6 protein-coding genes are annotated in these 6,162 nt (G+C 52.6%); 4 read left to right on the top strand and 2 right to left on the bottom strand.

Annotation, left to right across the window (positions count from 1 at the left end):
• Window positions 1-23 precede the first annotated feature (23 nt).
• On the bottom strand, window positions 24-203 hold the full coding sequence (locus tag G3574_RS20415; protein ID WP_163967315.1) for a hypothetical protein: 180 nt from the start codon (window positions 201-203) through the stop codon (window positions 24-26).
• A 232-nt stretch (window positions 204-435) separates the two neighbouring features.
• Between G3574_RS20415 and G3574_RS28845 the strand changes: the two genes are divergently transcribed.
• From G3574_RS28845 to G3574_RS20435, 4 genes are read left to right on the top strand one after another with little or no spacing between them, the layout of a single operon-like run.
• Complete coding sequence (locus tag G3574_RS28845) at window positions 436-1,704, top strand: tyrosine-type recombinase/integrase (RefSeq protein ID WP_163967317.1); 1,269 nt, start codon at window positions 436-438, stop codon at window positions 1,702-1,704.
• Window positions 1,697-3,421, top strand: coding sequence for a site-specific integrase (locus G3574_RS20425; RefSeq protein WP_163967320.1), 1,725 nt, complete (start codon window positions 1,697-1,699; stop codon window positions 3,419-3,421). The genes G3574_RS28845 and G3574_RS20425 overlap by 8 nt, the downstream gene beginning before the upstream one ends.
• Window positions 3,418-5,454, top strand: coding sequence for a hypothetical protein (locus G3574_RS20430; RefSeq protein ID WP_163967322.1), 2,037 nt, complete (start codon window positions 3,418-3,420; stop codon window positions 5,452-5,454). The genes G3574_RS20425 and G3574_RS20430 overlap by 4 nt, the downstream gene beginning before the upstream one ends.
• Window positions 5,438-5,866: a hypothetical protein gene (locus G3574_RS20435; protein WP_163967324.1), complete on the top strand. Its 429-nt coding sequence runs from the start codon at window positions 5,438-5,440 to the stop codon at window positions 5,864-5,866. The genes G3574_RS20430 and G3574_RS20435 overlap by 17 nt, the downstream gene beginning before the upstream one ends.
• Before the next feature lie 108 nt (window positions 5,867-5,974).
• Here G3574_RS20435 and G3574_RS28135 read toward each other — a convergent pair.
• On the bottom strand, window positions 5,975-6,162 hold a 188-nt coding region (locus G3574_RS28135), incomplete at its 5' end, for a hypothetical protein (RefSeq protein ID WP_205609859.1).

Here is a 6,162-nt window from a genome sequence, read left to right on the forward strand (position 1 = left end):
GCCGATTGGCGGGTCCGATCACGTTATTTTGCTGCCTTTTCGATGGCCAGCGCCATCCTTACCAGACGTTCGACGACTTCCGCCTGGCTGGCGGCCCCCATGGACTCCTTCAGGTGATGAAGGCCTTGTCTCGTGCTCTTGCTCACCGCCACGTTGATGAAACCGTCCGGGGTACTCGCAGGCATTGCGTTTTTTGGCTTCATCGTCTCTCTCCAATGGCATTATTTAGAAGCAGCGTTAGATGCGATGCGTGCTTCGCGCACGCGCACGCAGTTGCCGCACATCCACCGGGAAGTCTTGCGCAAGACCAGCATCTTGCCGTCCTTTGCATCCCAGTCCCCATCATGATACGCGCTACCGGCGAGTAGAAGTGTATGGACACTCAACCACGAATGCACTAACGTATGGACATTGACGTCTTGAAAATGCACTCCTGTGGCTCAACTCGAATTCATAGACTATACCCCGTGGCGCGAGGAAATCGACGGCGACGCTCTCCAATTCGTCCCTGATAAGTTGGGTCGCCCTATTAAAGGGCTTCCGACGATTTTTTGGAGTAATGGCGAACCCTGGTCCGAAGCGAACCATTTTTCAATAGAAAAAGTTTTAAGCAATCAAGGACAGTCCACTAAGACCGCTCTGGCGCTAATGAAGCACTTGGCAGCTTACGCGAATTGGCTGGAATCTGAGGGCCTTGACTGGCGTCATTTCCCGGTGCGCAGGGATGACCGATCGGTAGTGCGGTTTCGTGGCTATTTGATTGATCAGCGCGACCGAACGGGAGGTCTCTCGCCCGGCACAACAACGGCTCGGATGGCGGCAGTCATCCAGTTTTATCGTCACGTTCAGGCCTATGGACTCATAGCGAAGAGTTCACCTCTGTGGAAGGACCGTATGACAGTGATCCGCTACCATGACTCTGTTGGCTTTGAGCGAGCAATCATGCGGCTGTCATCCGAGCTTGCCATCCCCAACCGGAAGCGAAACGGGCTGCACCTTGAGGATGGCCTCACGCCGTTACGAACTGAAGACGTTGCGAAGTTGATGAAGTTCACCCAAGAACAAAATCTGCGGGAACTGCACTTAATGCTCTCCCTAGGCATTCTCGCTGGAGCACGAATCGACACTATTACCAGTCTTGGCGTCAAGAATATTGAAACAGCATACCCGGACGTTCAAACTCCTGGCACCTACCGCTTGCGAGTTGGCCCCGGAACGGGTGTGCGGACGAAGTTCGATGTGTCTGGCGAATTGATGGTTCCGAAATTCCTCATCGACAATCTTAAAGAGTACTCCTACTCCATGCAGCGGCTCAGGCGGCAGGATCTGGCAAGCGAGCCCAATCGTGGACTGTTGTTCCTGACAAGTCGGGGCAATCCGTACGTGTCCAGCACTTTCAATCGGCTGATGACAGACTTGCGGCGAAATGCCGTTGCTGACGGACTACGATTTATGCACAGTTTTAAGTTTCATCAAACACGCGCCACATTTGGAACGTGGCTGATGGGTGTTGCAATAAGTGTGGCCGGTCCAAAAGTCGCCGTCGAGTTTGTGAAACAGACCATGTTGCACAGGCATGAGAGGACAACATTCCTCTATGTACGCTTCCTTGAAGAGGCTCCCATAAAAGCACAGATGGCCAAGGAATTCAGCCAAGCTTTTTCCGGCCTATTGAAACGCGACTGGACCCAATATCATGCGTGACAATCTGCGGCAGCGCGACCTAACATTTACATCGATCCCGGTTGGCAAAAAAGAGACGCCCCTCAGCCTTAACAGGTTGCTATACAAAGGCGGTGCATCCGTTAAGGTGACTAAGGCAAACAAAGCCATCCAGGATGGATCGCTGGGCAAAGTGCTGCCAGATCGCTTCGAACTGGTGCAGCGTATATATGACTTAATCAATGGAGATATTGCTGGTGGCGGGAGTGTTGAGACAGCCAAAGTTCAGATCTCGTATCTGTTCTTATTTTTTGTCTGGGGAGATACTTCCGGAGCCGTCCTGAGCATTGCCGAGGTAGAGCGGACATATGCTGCCTGGGTCGAGAATTTATGGCATCGGTCGAAGATAAAAAAAGACTTGGCTGAGCTTACCGCCTACACGTACGCAACAGCCGTAGGCAGAATTCTGGATTGTATCCTCGAACGATTAAGCCCTATTGTAGGAGCTACAAGAATCAGGAACCCTCGCAAGCGAAAAACGCCGCAAGACATCGTTGCAGAGAAGCAGAGCTTGCATCGAACATTTGCGTTTGGCCGCTTGCTGCAAGATATTTGTGACGGCACACCGCTTAGCGTGATTTGGGAGAGTTATCCCCCGGTGCGTATCCCTATGCAGCAGGGCGGAGAAATTGCATTTAAAGGTCGAGGACCAGTTATGCACCTGGAGCATCCTGTGCATCGGAATTATCTGTCCAGATTGCAGAAACGTGCATGCGTATATGCAGACGACCGATCATTGAACTACAGCCACCGCGTAACCTTAATCAATTTCCGGATCATGGCGGAGATGCTGATGTTTATCGGACAGACTGGCATGAACATGTCGCAGGCCCAAGGACTGCGATTAAGGCACTTTGCGTATTCGAGCGACATCGACGGATACAAAGTGCGGGATTATAAGCACAGGCGCGGCGGTGAAGTGCTGTTCGAAATCTTTAGTGAATACCGGCCCCATTTCGAAAGATATCTTGCGTGGCGAAGGGATATCTTCCCTTCGGAAGAACGACTCTTCCCAATTATCAGGGCATCTGGGGTGCGCAACGATTCTTACATCGCCTTCTCGTCCATCAAGAGTGCTTGCGAGCAGGCGAGCGTAGCATGGACGCCCCCAAGTGCACTGCGCGGAGTCCGTGTGAATTGGCTGTTGAGGCGCAGCGGTGATCCGGACATGACGGCCGGCATGTCGCAGCATTCCAAGCAAACTTTGATAAAGGATTACGAAGTGCCATCGCTGCAGCGTGCGATTAATGAAGTCACGCACTTTCATCAGAAGAACGATCCGGTGCTGGCTGGCTCCGATCTATTCGTCGCTGTTGCTCCTGGTGAGTGCAATGGGAAACCGAAGGTGTTTAAGAATAAGCCCGACACGGCCGTCGACCCGAACTGCAGGAATCCATCTGGGTGTTTATGGTGCTGCCATCACCGTGACCTCGACTCGCTTGAATATGTGTGGTCGCTTGCCTGCTTTCGACACCTGAAAATCCTTGAATTGAGCCGGCAGCCTCTGGATAGAAACAGCAAAGTCACTCACCCTGCCGAGCACACGATTGAAAGGATAAGCGAAAAAATGACCTGGTTCCGCGAGTCTAATGGTATGCGGCGCGACTGGGTGGTAGAAGCGCTTGCCCGCGTGGAAGAAGGACACTACCACGATCAGTGGTCATATTTAATCGAAGCCATAGAGGTGTCGTCCGCATGAAAACTGGCAATCTTAGAGAATTCACGTTTGGCATCCAGACCGATCTCGTGACGTCAGCGTCGAACAATTACCGCATACCATCATGGCCTCCCTCGTTCGACTGGCCAGTGGTTATAGACGCACAGGGCGCGGTTGTATCGCGCTGGAGTGACTCAAGATGGGACTTGACTCCGTGGGCCGGCTACCCGACCAGTATAAAATTCAGTGAGGATGGTCCCCTCTCAGAGGAGACCATTGATGATGAAAACGCTGAACTGTTAAGAATGATTGCGGCATGGTTCATCTGGGGGTCGCGGTCAGCGCAAAAGGTAACCACGTTCATGAAAATTTACAGCACGATCAAGCCCATAGTTGACTTGTGCACTCGCAATGGTATCAGCGCAGCCCAACTGATGCAGTTTCCGAAGGTGTTTGAGCAAGTGCCCGGTGTCATGGCGCAAAGCTCATACGGTACCGCGATCATGTACCTCCACCGGCTTTATGACGGCCGAAGTAGTATCGGCTTTACAATAATTGACCAAAATGGATTAAAGCGGCTGGCAGAGGTTGCTCCTGACCACGAGTTAGTGCAGACGCCTTACATTCCGCCGCGCATATGGACCTACCAGGTCAAGCGTCTACATGAGTGTCTGACGGATTTCATTGGGCATCGCGAGAAAATCGAATCATGTTTCCGGTTCTGTCTGGACTCCTACATTGAGTATTACGGATCGCTGGAGGCATCGTTGAAGACAGGAGGCACGATTAGTGGTAGCCCATTCAATCTTAATGCACGATACCGAAAGAATTACCGGTACATTGGAACCTTCCCCGAAATTGCCGCGCGCTTCGGCATTGCCGACTTGTTGAGCAAATGGGTCGTTCCTCGATCCGAAGAACTGACGGTGAGCGACTTCTCCACCTACTTCTCACTCGTAACCTGTGCTGGAATGATGTACATCGCCAACTTCACTTTACAGCGAAGCAAGGAGCTATCCACGCTTCGAACCAGTTGCCTGCAATGGGAAGAGGATGAAAAGCTCGGACGAGTACCAATCATCTGCGGCGAAACGACCAAGACAGACCCAGACGCGGATGCGCGTTGGGTGGCTAGTCCCAGCGTCGAACCGGCAATTCAAGCGCTCACGACTATGGCGCAACTGAGGATGGTGTGCGATCAGGGGAATCCCAGTATTAGACCTTCTCCGGCGGATCAGGACGATCCCTATTTAGCAAGCACAGCGACGGAGCCTTGGGGATCTGCGTGCGGTCACGCCCGCCGATACAATGTTCGTGGACATCCCGCTTCGCTTTCGCAGACGATGCAGTATTACACCTTGTTGCTCGATCCTGACCAGATAAGGATCACTACTGAGGACTTGGAAGTGGCCCGAAGACTTACGCCAAACCTACAGGAAGATAAGTTTGCTGTTGGGAAGGTTTGGCCATTGGGTTGGCACCAATATCGACGCACGGGGGCTGTCAACATGTTCGCTTCAGGAATCATCTCAGATAGCACGATGCAACAGCAAATGAAACATTCGTCGCGGTTGATGCCGCTTTACTATGGGCGTCATCACGGCCGCCTGCATTTTAATAAAGAGGTGGAGAAGGCCGTTGTGTTGGCGATGTACCAGGCACAAGCGGCGCTGATTAAGTCTGCCGTCAACGACGATAGATTCGTGTCACCTCATGTGGGAGGAAATAGAGAGGTGCTTGCCGTGAACGTGCTAGGCGCCAAGGACATGAAAGACCTCGCAATGATGGTCAAGAAGGGAACAGTTACATTCCGCGAGCACCGTCTTGGTGGTTGCATGAAAGCCGGGGTATGCGAGTACGGTGGAATCGAATCGGTTGCTCGTTGCGCCGGCGCGGATTCCGCCAAGCCTTGCGTCGATGTCCTATACGACCGCGCCAAAGAACCGCAGGTACGTGCAGATTACCGCCGCAATGCAGAAGAAATGAAACGGTACACCCCTGAGTCACCGCGATATCAAGCCCTCGCCGCAGAGCGCAAAGCCATGGAGAATTACTTCAATGTCATCTCAGCATAATGGATCACTAAGCGCGGAAGAGCGCTTCCGCCAAGCCTTCGAGCGCTTAAAGGCCGACGCACCGAAGGTATTGACGCCAGGAACGCCAGTCACCCAAAACAATGTGGCTCGGGAGGCCGGATGCGATCCGTCTGCCCTAAAGAAAGCCCGGTTCCCTGCACTTATTAGAGAGATTCAGGCGTACTCTGAAATTCATCAAGCAAATGTCGAATCGGCCGCGCAGAAGACAAAGAAGCGTCGTACCGCCAACCGCTCCATACAGCAGCGCATGGAAGATGCTATTAAGCAAAGGGATGAAATGGCGTCCAAGTTAATCAGTGCGGGCAGGCGTATCTTGGAGCTAGCCGAAGAAAATAGGAGCCTACAACAGCGCCTGAACGAGGTTCAACCTCCGCCGGCACGTATCTTTTAGCAGAAGAATGCGTATTGACGATACGCTGTACCGACTCCGCGGTGGACGGCAAGCATATAACGATACTTCGTAATAACCTAGTCCGGTCCGTTGTCCGCACCTTTTACGCTACTTCATCTTCATCAACTCCGTGAACCACACCGGATTTTGTGGAGGCACCAACATTTGAGAGAATGGTGCCATGAACAAAAAACGTAACCGTTCACCCCGCAGGAAAATTGCGGGAGTCAAGGCCGACGTGGCGAAGTGCTGACCGGCGGCAATGAATAGCGAGTGTGAGCGAGCGGCACGCAACG

This window comes from Noviherbaspirillum galbum (assembly GCF_010974945.1).
GTDB classification, from domain to species: Bacteria; Pseudomonadota; Gammaproteobacteria; order Burkholderiales; family Burkholderiaceae_D; genus Noviherbaspirillum; species Noviherbaspirillum galbum.

What these genes read in the sequence shown, in the direction of transcription:
- G3574_RS20415 (WP_163967315.1), bottom strand. Translation starts at nt 203, where the DNA reads ATGAAGCCAAAAAACGCAATGCCTGCGAGTACCCCGGACGGTTTCATC.
- G3574_RS20430 (WP_163967322.1), top strand. Translation starts at nt 3,418, where the DNA reads ATGAAAACTGGCAATCTTAGAGAATTCACGTTTGGCATCCAGACCGAT.
- G3574_RS20435 (WP_163967324.1), top strand. Translation starts at nt 5,438, where the DNA reads ATGTCATCTCAGCATAATGGATCACTAAGCGCGGAAGAGCGCTTCCGC.
- G3574_RS20425 (WP_163967320.1), top strand. Translation starts at nt 1,697, where the DNA reads ATGCGTGACAATCTGCGGCAGCGCGACCTAACATTTACATCGATCCCG.